General features: G+C 65.9%; 14 protein-coding genes. 11 read left to right on the top strand and 3 right to left on the bottom strand.

All coding sequences use genetic code 11. The features are described 5' to 3' along the window. Nucleotides 1–21: 21 nt before the first annotated feature. From GobsT_RS25545 to GobsT_RS39960, 4 genes are all read left to right on the top strand, one after another. Nucleotides 22–654, top strand: coding sequence for an NfeD family protein (locus GobsT_RS25545; RefSeq protein ID WP_010040304.1), 633 nt, complete (start codon nt 22–24; stop codon nt 652–654). Nucleotides 655–734: 80 nt separating this feature from the next. Beyond that, entirely contained in the window at nt 735–1,847 is a 1,113-nt protein-coding gene (gene floA / locus GobsT_RS25540) for a flotillin-like protein FloA (protein WP_010040305.1), read from the top strand. 166 nt (nt 1,848–2,013) lie between these two features. After that, nucleotides 2,014–2,751 (top strand): hypothetical protein, encoded by a 738-nt coding sequence (locus tag GobsT_RS25535; protein WP_010040307.1) that lies wholly within the window; start codon nt 2,014–2,016, stop codon nt 2,749–2,751. Nucleotides 2,752–2,815: 64 nt separating this feature from the next. Continuing rightward, complete coding sequence (locus GobsT_RS39960) at nt 2,816–3,508, top strand: hypothetical protein (RefSeq protein WP_010040309.1); 693 nt, start codon at nt 2,816–2,818, stop codon at nt 3,506–3,508. 423 nt (nt 3,509–3,931) lie between these two features. Here GobsT_RS39960 and GobsT_RS25525 read toward each other — a convergent pair whose 3' ends face one another. Together GobsT_RS25525 and GobsT_RS25520 are read right to left on the bottom strand one after the other, a co-directional pair. Further along, nucleotides 3,932–4,378, bottom strand: a complete 447-nt coding sequence (locus tag GobsT_RS25525) for a hypothetical protein (protein ID WP_029600900.1) — start codon at nt 4,376–4,378, stop codon at nt 3,932–3,934. Nucleotides 4,379–4,582: 204 nt separating this feature from the next. After that, entirely contained in the window at nt 4,583–5,356 is a 774-nt protein-coding gene (locus GobsT_RS25520; protein WP_010040311.1) for a lipase family alpha/beta hydrolase, read from the bottom strand. A gap of 226 nt (nt 5,357–5,582) precedes the next feature. Between GobsT_RS25520 and GobsT_RS25515 the strand changes: the two genes are divergently transcribed. Beyond that, entirely contained in the window at nt 5,583–6,491 is a 909-nt protein-coding gene (locus GobsT_RS25515) for an NAD(P)-dependent oxidoreductase (protein WP_010040313.1), read from the top strand. A 63-nt stretch (nt 6,492–6,554) separates the two neighbouring features. Then, complete coding sequence (locus GobsT_RS25510; protein ID WP_029600901.1) at nt 6,555–7,202, top strand: hypothetical protein; 648 nt, start codon at nt 6,555–6,557, stop codon at nt 7,200–7,202. Between the two features lie 1,284 nt (nt 7,203–8,486). Here the strand turns inward: GobsT_RS25510 and GobsT_RS25505 are convergent. Beyond that, nucleotides 8,487–10,070 (bottom strand): hypothetical protein, encoded by a 1,584-nt coding sequence (locus tag GobsT_RS25505; protein WP_010040320.1) that lies wholly within the window; start codon nt 10,068–10,070, stop codon nt 8,487–8,489. Nucleotides 10,071–10,318: 248 nt separating this feature from the next. Here GobsT_RS25505 and GobsT_RS25500 point away from each other — a divergent pair, with 248 nt between their 5' ends. From GobsT_RS25500 to GobsT_RS25480, 5 genes are all read left to right on the top strand, one after another. After that, complete coding sequence (locus tag GobsT_RS25500) at nt 10,319–10,804, top strand: hypothetical protein (RefSeq protein WP_010040322.1); 486 nt, start codon at nt 10,319–10,321, stop codon at nt 10,802–10,804. A 1,188-nt stretch (nt 10,805–11,992) separates the two neighbouring features. After that, entirely contained in the window at nt 11,993–13,027 is a 1,035-nt protein-coding gene (rtcA, locus tag GobsT_RS38170; RefSeq protein WP_010040324.1) for an RNA 3'-terminal phosphate cyclase, read from the top strand. 34 nt (nt 13,028–13,061) lie between these two features. Further along, the gene (locus GobsT_RS25490; protein ID WP_010040326.1) at nt 13,062–13,745 is read left to right on the top strand and encodes a 4Fe-4S single cluster domain-containing protein; all 684 of its coding nucleotides are present in this window, start codon (nt 13,062–13,064) and stop codon (nt 13,743–13,745) included. Continuing rightward, a complete protein-coding gene (locus GobsT_RS25485) occupies nt 13,742–14,920 on the top strand; it encodes a hypothetical protein (protein WP_010040327.1) in 1,179 nt (392 codons plus the stop codon). Before GobsT_RS25490 ends, GobsT_RS25485 begins: the two co-directional genes overlap by 4 nt. Before the next feature lie 66 nt (nt 14,921–14,986). After that, the gene (locus GobsT_RS25480) at nt 14,987–15,559 is read left to right on the top strand and encodes a hypothetical protein (RefSeq protein WP_010040328.1); all 573 of its coding nucleotides are present in this window, start codon (nt 14,987–14,989) and stop codon (nt 15,557–15,559) included. The last annotated feature ends 15 nt before the right edge of the window (nt 15,560–15,574 follow it).

The following is a 15,574-nucleotide window of genomic DNA, read 5'->3' as shown; positions in this document are numbered from 1 at the left end:
CCGAATTCCGCACTCGAAGCCATGGATTACCTGACCATCGCACTCGTCCTGATGGCCCTCGGCGCGGGGCTGCTGCTCGCCGAGATCCTGATCCCGACCGGCGGCGTCTTGGTGGTCGGGGCGCTCGTTTTCTTCGCGCTCGCGGTCGGCGTCATCCTGTACTATGGCACCACCATTGAGGCGCTCGTCGCCCTCGGGGGCCTGTCGGTCGGGTTGCCGGCCGCGGGGTTCGTGGCGGTTTCGGCGTGGCGCCGGATGTCGCTCGACAACGCCCTCGACGGCTCTCGCACGGAGGCCGCGGCGGCCGCAGAACCGGTACTGAAGGGCCGGACCGGCAGAACCGTTTCCCCCATGCGCCCCTCGGGGTCGGTCGAGTTCGACGGGAAGCGCGTGGACGCGATGACCGAGGGCATGATGCTCGGCGCCGGCGTGTGGGTGCGGTGCGTGGAGGTGAAGGGCGGCAAGGTCATCGTCCGCGAGTTGGAGTCGGTGCCGGACGTGTCGGACCTGGAAGCGGCCGCCCCCGCCGCTCCCATCAATAAACCGGTAGCGCCGGCGAGCGAACAGCCCCGGGCGGCGGAGCCCAGAAAAGAAGAGCCGACGCGCCCGCGGGACGACTTCGACGACTTCGACATCGGCCTCGATAAGATTTGAACCGCGGCGCGCCCGCGACCGTACACAGGCCCAGGTGAGCCGGTCCGGGACCGGCCCGACAACCGAAAGGACCAGCACCCGTGACGCTTTCGACGACGCTCGCGCCCGCCCTCGCCCTGTTCGCCCAGTTCGGCAAGGACGCGGGCAAGGACGGCGGGCCGAACAACATCAGCACCGCCAGCATCATCATCATCGTGGTGGCGCTGGTCGCGGCCCTCATCTTCGTGGTGTTCCTGTTCCTGTTCTTCAGCTTCATCCGGCTCTGGATCCAGGCGCTGCTCACGAAGGCCGACATCGGCATCGGGAGCCTCGTCGGGATGAAGCTGCGGAACGTCGACTACGCGATGATCGTGCGCCAGAAGATCGCGCTGGTGCAGGCCGGCGTGCGGGTCACCACCGGCGAACTCGAGTCGCACTTTTTGGCCCGCGGCAACGTGCCCAAGACCGCCACGGCGGTGATCGCGGCGCACAAGGCCGGCCTCGACCTGCCGTGGCGCACGGCCGCGGCCATCGACCTCGCCGGCCGCGACGTGCTGGAAGCGGTCCGCACGAGCGTGAACCCGAAGGTGATCGACTGCCCGGACCCCGCGAAGGGCAAGCAGTTCCTCGACGCCGTGTGCCGCAACGGCATTCAGCTCCTGGCGAAGGCCCGCGTGACCGTGCGGACGAAGCTGGAGCGGCTGGTCGGCGGGGCGACGGAAGAGACCATCATCGCCCGCGTCGGCGAGGGCATCGTGAAGGCGATCGGTTCCGCCCACGACCACAAGGAGGTGCTGGCGAACCCCGGCATGATTTCGCAGACCGTGCTGCACAACGCGCTCGACGCCCAGACCGCGTTCGAGATCGTCTCGATCGACATCGCGCACATCGAAGTCGGCGAGAACATCGGCGCGAAGCTCCAGGCCGACCAGGCCGCCGCCGACCTCCGGGTCGCGCAGGCCGAAGCCGAGAAGCGCCGCGCCGCCGCCGTCGCCCGCGAGCAGGAGATGCGCGCCCTCGTCGAGGAGAACCGCGCGAAGGTCGTGGAGGCCGAGGCACAGGTGCCGCAGGCCATCGCGGACGCGTTCCAGAAGGGGAACCTGGGCGTGATGGACTTCTACAACATGAAGAACGTGCAGTCCGACACGCTGATGCGGAACAACATCGCCACCATGACCGGCGGCGCCGAGGGGCAGAGCGGGTCGGGCCGTTAAGTGCAGAAGGGAAAACCGGAGCGAACCACAGCGACGCTGAGGCATAGAAAGGCCAGAGAGGGAGCGTTGAACGGCATTCTCCCCATCACGCCTTTCTGCGCGCCTCGGCACCTCTGTGGTTCGCTCCGGCCCCGCCCCCCTTCTTACTCTGCTCCGGGGTTTCGCAATGGGTAACGGCTTCTGGCTCATCATCACGCTGGTCATCATCTCGACCGTCGTGGGCGCGGTGGCGAAGTTCCTGAACAACTTGCAGGAAACCGCCAACCAGCGCCGGCTGGAGCGGGAGCGGTACGAACGGGCCGAGCGCGACCGGCGCCGCCGGTCCGAGCGCGACGACGAGCGCGCCGAGCGCCCCACCGCCCGCCCGGTCCGCGCGACCCCGACCACCGAGACGAGCAGCAGCACCTCGGTGAAGCCGGCCGCGTCGGACATGGACCGGTTCCTGGCGGAGATCGATCGGCTGCGCCGCAAGGCCGCGATGAGCCCGGACCCGGCGCCGGCCGCGCCCGGCTCGTCCCCGCCGGTCACCCCCGTGGTTCAGCCGATCAGACCGGCGGCCGAGAAGCCGCGCACGCGGGTGATCGCGGAACTCGCCGACCCGATGCCGGCGGGCGGCGGGTTCAGTGCGTCCCCGCAAGCTCCGACGCGTGCCGCCCCGGTCGCCGCGCAGATCGAAGAGCTGCCGGTCGCGCAGGTGCTGAAGACGAGTTCGGCCACCGGCGCGCCCGCGACGAAGGTGACGCGGTTCGCGAACCGCCCGCGGCCGCTCGCGAAAACCAACTTCGGCAAGAACCTGACCGTGCTACTCGGAAGCGGCCAGGGGGTGGCGATGGCGGTGGTGCTGCAGGAGATCCTCGGCCCGCCGAAGGCGAAGAAGAACGCCGCGGCCCGCCCACAAGGCTGACCGGGGGCCGAAGCACCGACGAACGGCCGGGGCAACCCGGCCGCGGTCGTTCCGGGGAGAGGCGATGAGCGAGGCCGAATGGTTGGCCGGTACTCCGGTTCAGTTGTTGAGATATCTGAACCGCCCTCCCGGTGACCGGAAATTGTGGCTATACGGCGTAGCGTGCTGCCGGGGGCATGGGCCACTTCTGACACAGCGGGCGATCCGCGACGCGCTCGATTGGATCGAGCGGTACGCCGACGGCCAGGCGCAGCGCGACGAAGGGTACGAGCGGTTGGAGTACGCGAGCGAAGGCGCTGCGTTTCGCCTGGAAGCGGCCGAGGGGCAGCGACGAACGGCGGATTGGATCGACGACTCCACTTCCCTCCGCAACTTGCGAGGGCAACGCCCCGACTCGCGACGCACATCGGAAACCGCCGCCGCCTACTTTGCCAACGCCCTGATGACTTTGGACAGGCACGAGCCATACGACCCGGCCTTGTCCGCCTATCGCGCGTTGCTGCTCGAAGAGCCGCTTCGTGACATCTTCGGTAACCCTTTCCGCCCCATCATTTTCGTCCCCGAGTGGCGCACCGACACCGCCGTTGCCCTCGCCCACCAGATGTATGAGTCGCGCGATTTCAGTGCGATGCCCATCCTGGCGGACGCGCTTCAGGACGCCGGTTGCACCTCCGACGACATCCTCAACCACTGTCGCGAGCCGGGCGAACACGTCCGCGGGTGCTGGGCGGTCGATCTCGTGCTCGGGAAGGGGTGACGCTGCGGTAGGTGTAAATCGAGGTCCCGTGATGCCATGCAGAACTGGCAAGGTGATTGTCTGGTGATTGGTGGTGAGTGGGTGTCGTTCAGGCGTAAAGTGAATCAGTCCGCAAGCCGTCAAGTTGAAGACCTTCGCTCCATGCGAGTTGATCTTCGACTTGACGGCTTGCGGACTGAAACCAGAGAGCCGGAACCCAGTAGTTTCAAGTGGGCGTGGAGTACCCGTGCCGTGGTTCTGAGTGTGGTCCGCTCACTCCGTGAGCGGTCGCTTCAAATATCGAATTCGCGTTGCGCACAACGATGGGGCCAGCAAGCTCGCGGAGCTAATCTGGTGCGCGGCGCGGCCGCTCACGGAGTGAGCGGACCACACTCAAAGGCCAGAACCCCTGCCCGGCGCGAACTTGAAACTACTGGAACCGAATTAGTGGTTCGCGTGGCTGTCGTAGGCGCGGGGGCAGCCGTACCCGGTGCCCCAGGGCTGGTTCATCGGGCCGGTCGGGCACTTGTGGCCGAAGCCACCCCAGGTCGGGCCGCACGGCGAGAAGAAGTTCTTGCACGAGCCGAACTGGAACGCGAGGTCGCTCTTGATGCTGCCGCACCCGCTGTTGCACGGGGCGCCGAGCTGGCACCCGGGGGCCGACACCCCGGACATCACGAACCCGCGAACGGGGCCGGTGGTGGTGCCGCAGTTGCTGCACCCGGCGCCGCCGCTGATGACGGTGGTGCCGGAGGCCGGTTGGAGCGGCGTCGCAGCAGCCGCGGCCGGCGACGGGGCCGGGTAGCGGGCCGGTTGGTACTGGGGCTGCTGTGCGGCGGCGGTACCTGACACGGCGAACGCGCCGATGGCCGCGAGGAGCAGTGAACGCATGGTGGAAACCCTTCCGAGGAAACGCCGCTTCCGTGGCGGCAGGTTCGTAATCGGAGGGGATTCACCGCCGACCGCTGTGAAAGAGATCGGTGTGCGAAAGGAATCGCGGGCGGCGCTCGTGCTGGCGCGGTCGTGGCGCGCCGGACAGTTCGGGCGAGTCCGCCGGCAGAAGAGGGTATAGCGGTCGTCGGGGAGGGGCGGTTCCTACTCAACCGTAGCGATGCGCCGGATGATGCGGCCGTAGTCCGGGGCGAGCGAGTCCCACACCCCGCGCTTCCGCGCCTCACGGTTGGGCCAGTTTACCAGATTGAGATGGTCGCCGTCCCACACGTCGGTGTGTTCGCCCCAGGTCGCCGATGCGACCGATACGACCCCGTCGTTCGCCCCTTCCGCCCGGCGGACGATCTCGTGGGGCAGCCGCCACCCGGAGCCGAGCAGCGGGCCGTCGCACACGCCGGCCACGGAAAAGTACCGCACACCCGGCACGTCGCGCACCGTGGCGTTAAACCGGGCGCACACAGCGGAGGTGAGGTCGAAAAACGCTTGCGTGGACAGCCCGAGGAGCTGGAAGAACGGGGCGAGGAGCCCGCCGAACCGTTTCAAACCCCAGTCCGCGAACGGGCTGCCGCGGTGCGGGGTGCCGACGGTGGTGAGCGTCCGCACCCGGTCGGCCATTCCGAGGTGGCTGATCATGTACCGGGCGTCCAGCCCGCCCATGCTGTGACCGATCAGGTGGACCGGCCCGCTCGGGACGTTTGCGAGCAGATACCGTTTCAGCTCGCCCGCCCGTTCAGCGACGCCGCGGGTGCAGCTCAGACGCGGCATCAGAACGCGGTTGCCGCTGGCTTCGAGCTGCGGGCGGATGCCGGGGAAGTAGTCCTTCAACGGGCGGCCGAACGCCGTCACGCGGTCGTAGCCGCACAGCCCGTGGACGAGCACGATCGGCGCACCGAGTTGCGGAATGTCGTTTGCGGTCACGGCGCGCGGTCCTTGTACCGAATGCAATGATCACCCAATCACCTCATCAAAGAGGAGAAAGGGTAGGGCGTGTTCCGTTCGCGTGCGGTTGTGTCAGCAGAGCAATGGGTTCACTAACATGAACGCCAGTCGCCGGCATCGTGCCTGGGGGTGAGACGGACCCTGGCAATTCGACCATCGCGAAAGTTGTAGCAGATATACATACTTCCTTCACGGGACTTACGCAATGCAAATTCCAGTCGCGCAACCCGGAAAAACCCGCATCGGCTGGATCGGCACCGGCGTGATGGGCCGGTGGATGTGCCAGCACGCCATGACGAGCGGCTATTCGGCCACGGTGTACAACCGCTCGGCGGACAAGGCGCAGCCGCTCGTAGACGCCGGCGCGAAGCTGGCTGATAGCCCGAAGGCGGTGGCGGAGCAAGCGGACATCGTGTTCGCGATCGTCGGGTTCCCGAAGGACGTGCGGGAGGTGTTCCTGGGTGCCGACGGCGCACTCGCGGGTGCGAAGCCGGGCACGGTGCTGGTGGACATGACCACCTCGGAGCCGTCGCTGGCGAAGGAGATTTACGAGGCGGCGAAGGCGAAGGGCGTGGCGGCGCTGGACGCCCCGGTGAGCGGCGGCGACGTGGGCGCGAAGAACGCGGCCCTGTCGATCATGATCGGCGGGGACAAGGAGGTGGTGGACGCCGTTCAGCCGGTGTTCGCGTGCATGGGGAAGACGATCGTTCACCAGGGCGCGCCGGGTGCCGGCCAGCACACCAAGATGGTGAACCAGATCCTGATCTCGTCGAACATGATCGCGGTGTGCGAGGGGCTGCTGTACGGCTACAAGGCGGGCCTGGACCTGGAGACGGTGTTCAAGAGCGTGAGCGTGGGCGCGGCCGGGAGCAAGGCGCTGGAGGTGCTGGGGCCGCGGATGCTGGCCCGCAACTTCGAGCCGGGCTTCTACGTCGAGCACTTCATCAAGGACATGGGCATCGCCCTGGCGGAAGCCGAGAAGATGAACCTGTCCCTGCCGGGGCTGGGGCTGGCGAAGCAGCTCTACGAAGCCGTTCGCGCGCAGGGCTACGGCCGCAAGGGCACCCACGCATTGCTGATGGCGCTAGAGACGCTCAACGGGATCAAACGTTAGTACTTGGAAGGCTCCCGGCACGGTTGCTCGACAGCCCGCCCCATCTCGACGACCGGAGGATCGATGTTTAAGCGGCTCTGGGCAGTAGCCCATATCGGACTCACCGTCGCCTCCCTGGGGTGCTGTCTGTACCTCCTGTGGAAGGAGCGGGGGAAAGAGCAAGAGACTACACGGCCGTTTGCGGGTGGAGATCCGGTCCTTCGGCAATTCCTCAAAGCACGCTGGCTGGGTGGGGATTACGTGTTGCCGCCTGGACGTGACCACTGCGGAATTGCGATCCTGACGTTCGAGAACGGACGATTCACCGGGCGGCGGCGGCCGTGGACCTGGTCCGTCCCACAAGGCGGTTCCCGAGCGATCCCGTATCTCGTCATGTGGGGTCAAGCGCCAACGGGTTCCAGAGTGATGACAGCCTCCGGCGGGATGTGCTCATTGGAAGAGAAGGACGAATTCTTTGCCAAACTGGATGGGCCGCTGATGCGGTGCTACGGCTCCACGAACGATGGTGAGATCAGGGGCTACAGGGTGATCGGGTACGCCGCGTCGAATGAAGAACGTGTGGATAAGGACCGAAAATCCGACGCGAGCGAGGCCATCAACTCGATATTTCGGACCCAGCGGCACGTGGCGGTACTGGGCGTGAAAACATTCGACACTGAAGCGGAAGCGCAGGCGTGGGCGTATGAGACGATCGAGAGGGGCGATCCGTGATGACTTCACTGGGAACCAAAAGGGAACAGTACGCAACGTTGGTAGCCGAGCGGAAGCACTGCCACCGTTGTCCAGGACTTCGCAACCCTGGCGACCCTGATCTACTGGCATTCGATTCAAACGAAATCGGCCCGTGGAGCCGGCTCCACGGGGATCTCGATGCGACGCTCATCATCATCGGTCAGGATTGGGGCGATGTGCACGTTGTTGGTCCGTCTGCTTGTGGTGTTTGAGATGGCGTTCTGTGTGGTGCGTTCGTAGCTGACTACAGGGAGCGGCCGATGATCACGGCGATCTGTGCGAACTGTGGTCACGCGGTCGAATTCGATCCGGCGTTAGCTGGGTCTCGGGTCAAATGTAAACACTGCCCCGCGTGGGTCCAGTTAACCGTTGGTGATACCAGAGAAGACTTGGTGTGTGTGACGTGCGGTTCCCGAATTGGTGTACCGGGAACCGGATGCCCACAGTGCGGCACACAACCGGCGTGTCAGTCCACAGCCTCAGCAGAACCGGTGCTACAACCAACGGTTCGGATCAATTCAGTTCGCCCAAACCCCTATCGCATTCCCTCCGAAGCGACTCGCCCCGATTGGGAGTTCCGGCTGTTCGACGGCACGGTCCGTGTCCCCTGGAACGCACCCTGCCCTTTCTGCGGAGGCCCCAGCCCCAGCGAGTCGATTCAGGTTCATTACAAGACTCGAAATTGTGTAGATTATCAAGAATTGTATTATATTGATAATTTTCCGTGTTGCCGAGCGTGTAAGTCGTGGGCGATGCGGCTGAGCTACTTTTCGTGGCCACTCGCTTTTCTCGTCGCTGGACTCTTGGCGCTGGTTATGTGGAAGCGGCTCGGTGCCTCAGTGGAGGCGGTTGTGTTGGTCTCGTTGGTGCCGATCGTTGTCGTTGCGAATGTGAGGCAGTACTGCATCGAGGAGCGGGTCCAAGAGTGGCTCGATCACTATCGCCATAAATCGAATTTGTCTTAGGGATTTGATGTTCATACTGATATAGGGGCCGCGATCGTTACTCGATTCACACCTTCAATCAGGCTACAGCCCCGATCCGTTCTGTGGCCCTGACTGCTGTGGATCAAGCGCAGGGGTGAACGAAGGGCTGTTGAAGTTGTGGTCGCGGCAAGTGTAATTGTTTAGCCCCTCGTTTGGCCTAGTCTCTTTGCCTGCCAACTCCTTGTTCGACGGATGAAGGTGAGCGGAGTTCGATCCGCACAGTGGCGCGAGACCCGCTGCCATGAGAAGGGGCTTGCCTACCGCTCCCGGCAGCGGCTTATTTCTTCCGCTTCAATTGTTCTCGCATCACTGCAATCTGTTTGTCGAGGTCCGCGTGTTGGCCACGGAGCGTGAACTTCAGTTCGGGGTGGTTGTGGCTCAGGGTGTCCGCGGCCGCGTCGCAAATCCGTATCGGCAAGCGTGGTTCATTCTCCGAGGGATCGACGGGGTAGGATCCCCAGTCGGTGTCCCGGTTATCGTCGAGAAGAGGGGCGAGTATCTCCGTGCCCCACGGCACCTTGACCTTTTCAAAGATCAGACAGACCGTCAGGCGGCGCTGCACGCCCGCGCCGCGGAGGTAGCCCTGTACGACCGCCTTGGTCGTGTCCGGCGTGCGCTCGCAAAGCTCGACCAACAGGTGATACCCGTCCCCGTATGGTCCGCTCTCCTTGGCCGGGAGGTTCTTCACGAATGACTCGAGACGGCCCCGGATCAGTTCCTTGTCTTCGACCCCGGGCAGCGCCGCGCGCAGGACGGGCACCCCTTCGGCTCGTTTGAACACATCGGTGACGGCGGACCGGATGGCCGGTTCTTTTGACCAGGATACGGCTTTGATGAAATCCTCCGCTCGCACGCCGTTAGCGACGCATTGACGCATATAGTCACTCAGTACTGGGGTACCGGCCACATCCAACTTCCCCAGCCGTCGCGCAATGAGCGGCACGCTTTCTTTCGGGAAGTAGTAGAGCAGCCGAAGGGCCGCACCGCACTGGAAATGATTTCCCACCCCCCATCCGTCCAGAGACGTTCCGTTGAAGATCCCTTCGGTCGCGTAATCGGCCAGGAGGGAATCCACCAGCTTCTTTGCAGGATCCTTGCTCTTCCAGATGGCCCGCACGTTGGCACAGAGTTCGGCGTCGTGGGTCGGGCTGTTGATGACGATGTTCGAGGTCGGTTGGTAACGGACCGCGGAATACCCCCGGCCGACGATCTGACCGATCGCGACGAGGCACACGTCGCCGACCGTGACCGTGTAGGACTTCAGAGTGCCGCCTTCGATTCCGCGTTTGGCGCCGCTTTCCTTCTTGCGCGGTTCCGTCAGTGCCTTGTAGACCGCGGCCTCCACGGGGTTGACCGGATTCACACCCATTTCGCCACCGTACCACATCGTGCCGAACGGAGTGTCGTGCTTGATGGTGATCTTGGTAAGCGTCTTGTCGTCGAGCGCGTCCAGGAGGTAGGGCAGCGCGTCCGGGCCGAGGGCGACCAGATCGCGGAGGGCTTCGGATTGGTTCACCCGGTGATCGGTGAGCAGGAACGAGCCGAAGCGTGACTGGCCGGGGACAGGCGCGAAGTCATCGCCGCCCAAAGTAGCTGACAGGCCGATGTCGGCGCTCTCCAACTTGGCCAGGTCCGCGATCAACCCCTTGATGCGCTCGACCCGCTCTTTCTCAACTGCCGGCCGGGCCGCGGGCTGCACCTCGGAAATCTTCCCCAGTTTCACCGGGCGTTCGGGAGGCTTCGCCTTCGGCTCGTCGGCGGCCGCTGGTGGCGCGGCCTCACCACTCGGGCTGAGGCGGGCCGCCCACCCGATGCCCGAAAGCAGGAGAGCCGTTGCGGCGATTGCCACGAACTGTTTCATCGCAGTGCGACCTCCAACAGGAGAAACGTGACACGTATGGAAAAGCTGCCCCCCGGATAGCAAAACCTGATTCACGAAGTGGTCACAGCTTCCGCGATGGCGGGCGTAATTCTAGCCGCGATCTAACCGCTGATCGATGCCCATGTCACTACGATGACGGCATGGACGAGCTCGCGTGTCCCGGCTGCCGGTAACTCTCCAAACAGGTTGCTGAACTCACGGCCCAGGTCGCTGAACTGACCCGGAAGTTGGACGAGGCGATCCGCTCCGGCAAGCGTCAAGCCGCCCCGTTCCGCAAATGTCCCCCCTCCCCCAAGCCCGACCCGAAGAGGCCCGGCCGCAAGTCGGGCGATACCCACGGCACCCACGAGCACCGCCCGCCACCATCTCCCGAACAGATCGCCGAGTGCCACGCCGCTCACCTGCCCGCCGCCTGCCCGCACTGCCGGGGCCGCCTCGTCGAGACCGGCGCGGCCGACCAGTTCCAGACCGAGAGCCCGCGACAGCCGCTGGTCCGCAAGTTCCGCGTCCACATCGGCCACTGCGAGGCGTGCGGCAAGCGGACTCAGGGCCGGCACCCGTTGCAAACCTCAGACGCGCTGGGCGCGGCCGCCAGCCAGATCGGCCCCGACGCCCAGGCCGCCGCCACACTCCTGCACACGCAGATCCGCCCGGCCGGGGCGAACGGCAAGGCATGGGGCAGGAACCGCACGGCCATAGGCGCGAAGGCTTAGGGCGTGCTGATGCCCGTGTTCGAGATGTGACGACGCCAGACTCCCTCGGTCGTGGATTGCGTCACCCAACGTTACGTTGGTTCGGTAACTGACTCCGGCTTCAACCTGTGCCGCTGCAGGGGCGCTAATCAAGTCAGTTCTCCGCACCTCGCCTCCTGCCATCAGCCGCAATTGAGGAGCAGCGCGTTGTCGCGCCGGCCGCGCGTGGGTGTCGAATGACGCCAGCGCGCGATCCGCACAGCCCCGGTTGGGTTTCCCAGCGGGAAACCCGGTGATGAGCCTCGTGGGCGATGCGGGAACGGCGGCGGGAGGCACGCGGGTGCGAGCAGGCGATTCGCTGCCGTTCGCTACCCGCGCACTGCCACCGAACTTCCACTGGAGTAGTCCGCCGGATCGAAAAGTTGGCCGGTCGTTACCTCCGGACTCCCTCCAAACTTCCCGACCGCTGCTCGCGCCGGGCCGGGCAGGATTGGGGGGGGCACGAGGTGTAACGTGGGTTACAGCGACCCGATGACGAATCGGCATGACGAACGCCCTCGCCGGTCGGTTTTCGGGATCACGGGAGGGAGCGGGATGGAATCGGAAGCGATGGGGTATCGACGGGCCAATTGCGGGCGGAACGGTAGCGGTTCGCTACCCGAGAACTACCCGCCCGCTACCGCTCGACGCGGTCGCACAATCCGCACATGCGGAACGCACGACACCCAGCGCGCGGAATACTCTTACGGGTTTGAATGGCGCAAGTTTATTTGCGGTAATTTCTTGTGGCGAATGTGGCGTCACCGTCGGTTGCAATCGCTGCCTGCGACGAGAGTACGGGATGGCGAAATGGGATCAGCCGATGAAACAAAATGGGAGCGAACGGCAGCAGAGCAACGGTTCCGGCTGCGGAAAGAGCGGCCGTTTTCAGTGGCCGCCGGCACAGAAGACGGGCATACAGATCAGCACACGGCGGTCGGTTCCAGTGGCCGTGGGCCGGGCGACTGGAAGCGGTCGAGCACGGTACTTGCACACGATGAGGTCGTCCCAGGTCTCGGACTGAGAGCGATTCCGGGTACGTCGGGCGTGAGAGGTCGTTTACCACGCTGGCGCCGGTCAGTTGAGTGCTCAGAATCGGCACCAGTTGCGGTCGGCGCACGTGCCGAACCACCATTGTCACTGCGGTGTCCGTGCTCCATGAGCGATGGCATGATCGAAATCGACGGCTCGGAGGGCGAAGGCGGGGGGCAAATCCTCCGCTCGTCGCTGGCGCTGTCCGTACTCACGGGGCGGCCGTTCAAGCTGACCAACATCCGCGCGAACCGGAGCAAGCCGGGGCTCCAGCCGCAACACGTTATGTGCGTGAAGGCCGCGGGCGCCGTTTCGGGCGCGCAGTATAAGGGCGCGGCGAACGGCTCGTCGGTACTGTACTTCGAACCCGGAGCCGTAAAGGCCGGCCGTTACACCTTCACCATCGGCACCGCCGGCGCCACGGCCCTCGTGCTGCACACGGTTTACCTGCCGCTCGCGCTGCGGGGCGATAAGCCGTCCGAGGTCACCGTCACCGGCGGCACGCACAACGCGCACGCCCCGTGCTACCACTTCCTCGAAACCACCTGGGCCGCGTACCTCGCGCGGCTGGGCATCAAGGTCGAGTTGGAGCTGGTGCGCCCCGGCTTCTACCCGCGCGGCGGGGGCGAAATTCGCGCCGTCATTCACCCGTGCTCGCGCGTCAACGGGCTGTCGCTGCTGACGTGTCCGGAACTGACCACGGCCGGCGGGTTCAGCGCGTACGCCGATCTTCCCGAATCGGTCGGTAAGAAACAGGCGCGGCGGTTAAGTGTGAGGCTCAAATCGGAGGGGGTGGAGTCGCACCTTCCCGTTGAGCAGTGGGAAGCGGCCTCGCCCGGCAGCGTCGCGGCGGTCATCTTCCGGCAGGCACCGGTTCCGCCGCTGTTCTTCGGACTGGGGGAGCGCGGCAAGCCGGCGGAAAGCGTCGCCGACGATGCCGCGGACGAGGCCATCGCGTTCCGCGACGCGAAGTGCCCGGTCGACCCGCACTCGGCCGACCAACTGCTCCTCCCGCTGGCGCTCAGCGGCGACGCCAGCGAGTACCGCACGTCCGAAGTGACCCGGCACCTCACAACCAACGTGGAAACCGTGCGGAAGTTCGTGGATCGTACCATCACAATTGAGCACGGTGACGCCAAATCGGGGATCGTCCGCATCGCCGCGCGGGTATAATGCGGGGCACCCATCAGGAACTTACGGGCACGCGATGGACGCTCCGACGGCCACCGAACTGACCATGCAGATCGCGCAGATCGTGCCCAGCACCGAGGCCGAAGGCCCCGGGAAGCGGTTCGCGCTGTGGTTCCAGGGTTGCCCGCTCCGGTGCCCCGGCTGCTGCAATCCCGAATACCTGCCCTTCAAAGGCGGCGCGACCCGCACGTTCGGCGAAGTGGTTGCGGAGTTACGCCGCGCCCGGGACGAAGAGGGGGTGGAGGGGATCACGCTCATGGGCGGCGAGCCCACGGCACACGCGCCGGCCGCGGCGGCGCTGGCCCGGGCCGCCCGTGACCTCGGCCTCACCGTGATGACCTTCACTGGGTTCACGGTCGAGGAACTCCGGGCGAAGGCCGACCCGGCGGTGCTGGAACTGATCGCGCTGACGGACATCCTGGTGGACGGGCCGTACGTCCGCGAGCAGCCGGACACCGAGCGCCGCTGGATCGGGTCCACCAACCAGCGCATCCACTTCCTGACCGCTCGCTACTCCCACGACGAGCAGTGGCGGAAGAGGAACACGCTGGAGATCCGCGTCGTCGGGCGCGAGATCACGGTGAATGGCTTTCCAGCGGCCAATGCTGTAGGCTTGTGGAAGGGCTGGAGGCGCAAAAAGCCGCTCCCGGTGGCCCAGCCCGAGACGAGTGCGAACGCGCAAGGGACCGACACGAAATGACGCGCACCGCCGCCCCGCCAACGCAGCCGCCCGAACCGGAAGGACCGCGGCAGGTCACCAAGTTCGAGTTCAACCTGCTCCGCATCCTGCGGTTCCTCGTCCGACACTTCCCGGCGGACCAGGGGCTGCAGCTGGTCCGCACCGCGACCACCAAGCCCGAGTGCATCAGCGCCGGGGCGGTCGAACTGGTGAAGGACACGCTGAAGAAGGCGTTCGTGCTGTTCCTGACCCGCGCCGGCGGGTGGCGCAACGACAAGTACCTGCGCGACGGGCAGCCCGTCGGCGGGCGCGTCTGGGACCGCATCCCGCTCGACGAGCGGGCGCTCGAGTTCTCGCGCCCGGTGCTCGACTTCCTGTTCTGGCTCACGGCCGAGAAGGTCCACGAGTCGAAGGTGGCGTGGGACACGGCCCCGAAGGCGCTCACCCCGGCGGACGAACTGTTCTTCGCGCTGAGCTTCGACGCGATGCGCACGGACCCCGACGTGCTCGCGGTGATGCGCCGCAAGGACGTGGTGGCGCGGAACCCGTTCTGCTGGCTGCTCGCCCCCCAGGACGCCGCCGACCCCGACGCGGCCAAGCCGGCGGTCCCGGACTTCACGCCGGTGTGCCAGGGGCAGCGCGCGGTGCTGCTGGAGTGCCTCCAGCGGGAGCTGACGAACCGCTGGGTGAAGACCGAGCGCGACAAGGGCCAGCTCACGGACTGGAAGAAGATGCGGGTGCAGGGCAACGCCGAGTTCGCCACCCTGCGCGGCTTCCTCCAGGTTGCCGAGGCCGCGCGGCGCACGGACCTCGCCCGGTTCGTGCTGCGCACCAACGCACAGGTGCTGCAGTCCGACCTGACGCCGGTGTTCTGGACGGGCGGGCTCCAGGGCAGCGGCCCGCAACGCCTCGCCGACCGCCTGGAGACCCAGCGGGCCGCCCTCGCGGTGCCGCGGCAGATGGAGATCCTGGAGACCTGGCAGGAGCGCGCCCGGTACGTCGGGTACTTCGACGACGACTACCAGGCCAGTCAGATGTGGAAGGCCGACTGGGAGGCGGCGAGCGGCGACCGCGTCGCGGCGCGCGCCCGGGCGGCGGTGGAGATGCTCGAGCCGCTCCGCGGCCCGGTGCCCGGAGCGGCCCCCGCGGACGGCGCGCCCCCGGCGGGCGGAAACCCCGAGGGCAGTCCCGGGTGATCCCTGTTGTGCGCCCCCGGCGTCTGTTACTCTGAGTCCTGACCCGTACCCCGGAGCCACGCGAACATGAGCCGCGCATACCGCATCACCGTGAAGGAGTCCGAGACCCGCAACCTCAAGGCCGGGGACGAGATCTGCACGGAGCTCGAGATCCTCGAAATCCTGCCGCCCGAGGACATGGCCACGCTGCTCCGCGAGGAACTCAAGAAGCGGGGCTTCGAGGAGCAGGACGACGGCACCCTGTGCCGCAAGGACGGCGAGCTGACCGTCAAAGTCGACCCGTGCCGCGGCGAGGTCTCCGTCAAGGCCGAGACCCAGCAGACCGTTAACCAGGAAGTGAAGCGCGAGGCCACCGGGTTCAACGACGTCGGCCCGAACGAGAAGAGCCTGCGCGAGAAGGTGAAAGAGCAGCTCAAACAAGACCTGGATAAGAAGTTCGACCAGGAGCAGTCCAAACTGCAAGACAAGGCGACCCAGGCGCTCGAAAAGCACTTGCAGGACCTGCAGCCAGAAATCTCCGAGGTCGTGAACCAGGTGACCCGCGACGCGCTCAAGCAGAAGGCCCAGCAGATGGGCACCGTTAAGGAAATAAGTGAGGACGCCGAGAGCGGCTCGCTGACGATCAAGGTCGAGGTTTAGTGCTCCGAATTCGGT

It is taken from the genome of Gemmata obscuriglobus (assembly GCF_008065095.1).
Lineage (GTDB): Bacteria > Planctomycetota > Planctomycetia > Gemmatales > Gemmataceae > Gemmata > Gemmata obscuriglobus.
Note: the sequence above shows the minus strand (reverse complement) of the source record. Positions and strands in the feature narration are given on the sequence as shown.

Bases quoted from the DNA above. Each gene is read 5' to 3' on its own strand.
- GobsT_RS25515 (WP_010040313.1), top strand. From the start codon at position 5,583: ATGCAAATTCCAGTCGCGCAACCCGGAAAAACCCGCATCGGCTGGATC.
- GobsT_RS25510 (WP_029600901.1), top strand. From the start codon at position 6,555: ATGTTTAAGCGGCTCTGGGCAGTAGCCCATATCGGACTCACCGTCGCC.
- GobsT_RS25525 (WP_029600900.1), bottom strand. From the start codon at position 4,378: ATGCGTTCACTGCTCCTCGCGGCCATCGGCGCGTTCGCCGTGTCAGGT.
- GobsT_RS25535 (WP_010040307.1), top strand. From the start codon at position 2,014: ATGGGTAACGGCTTCTGGCTCATCATCACGCTGGTCATCATCTCGACC.
- GobsT_RS25545 (WP_010040304.1), top strand. From the start codon at position 22: ATGGATTACCTGACCATCGCACTCGTCCTGATGGCCCTCGGCGCGGGG.
- GobsT_RS39960 (WP_010040309.1), top strand. From the start codon at position 2,816: ATGAGCGAGGCCGAATGGTTGGCCGGTACTCCGGTTCAGTTGTTGAGA.
- rtcA (WP_010040324.1), top strand. From the start codon at position 11,993: ATGATCGAAATCGACGGCTCGGAGGGCGAAGGCGGGGGGCAAATCCTC.
- GobsT_RS25505 (WP_010040320.1), bottom strand. From the start codon at position 10,070: ATGAAACAGTTCGTGGCAATCGCCGCAACGGCTCTCCTGCTTTCGGGC.
- GobsT_RS25490 (WP_010040326.1), top strand. From the start codon at position 13,062: ATGGACGCTCCGACGGCCACCGAACTGACCATGCAGATCGCGCAGATC.
- GobsT_RS25485 (WP_010040327.1), top strand. From the start codon at position 13,742: ATGACGCGCACCGCCGCCCCGCCAACGCAGCCGCCCGAACCGGAAGGA.
- GobsT_RS25480 (WP_010040328.1), top strand. From the start codon at position 14,987: ATGAGCCGCGCATACCGCATCACCGTGAAGGAGTCCGAGACCCGCAAC.